Origin of the sequence: Xanthomonas sp. SHU 166 (assembly GCF_000364685.1) — a bacterium.
Classification (GTDB): Bacteria; Pseudomonadota; Gammaproteobacteria; order Xanthomonadales; family Xanthomonadaceae; genus Xanthomonas_A; species Xanthomonas_A sontii.
This window is the reverse complement of the sequence record NZ_AQOJ01000647.1, coordinates 1-348: the sequence shown is the minus strand read 5'-3', so window position 1 is coordinate 348 and position 348 is coordinate 1. Positions and strand designations below refer to the sequence as shown.

Here is a 348-nt window from a genome sequence, read left to right as displayed (position 1 = left end):
GGGCGCCGTCATCGGCGCGGCGGCGGGATCGGTCGGGGCGGGCGGCAGCAGCACCTGCGCCTGCGGTTGCAGCTTCAGCAGGGCCGACCAGTCCTGGCGATTGAAGTCGCACAGTTCCTCGTGGCCGGGCGTGCATTCGAGTGCGGCGCCTTCGTCGTTCTGGTCCTGCGCCAGCGGCGCATCCAGTTGCAGGCGCCCGCTGCGGTCCAGCTTGAGCTTGCGCATGGTCACCGCGTTGAACACGTTGCCGCCGATCAGGTACAGGGTCTGGTCGCCGCCGACATTGGCCGCGACCACGATGTCGCAATGCGATTCCCACGGCAGCGGGCGGCCGCGCGCCAGCGCCTC

The 348-nt window shown here is 70.7% G+C and carries 1 protein-coding gene; it reads right to left on the bottom strand.

Translation table 11 applies throughout. The features are described from left to right. A partial coding sequence (locus D180_RS15605; RefSeq protein WP_017913534.1) for a DUF2272 domain-containing protein occupies positions 1 to 348 on the bottom strand: 348 nt, incomplete at both ends.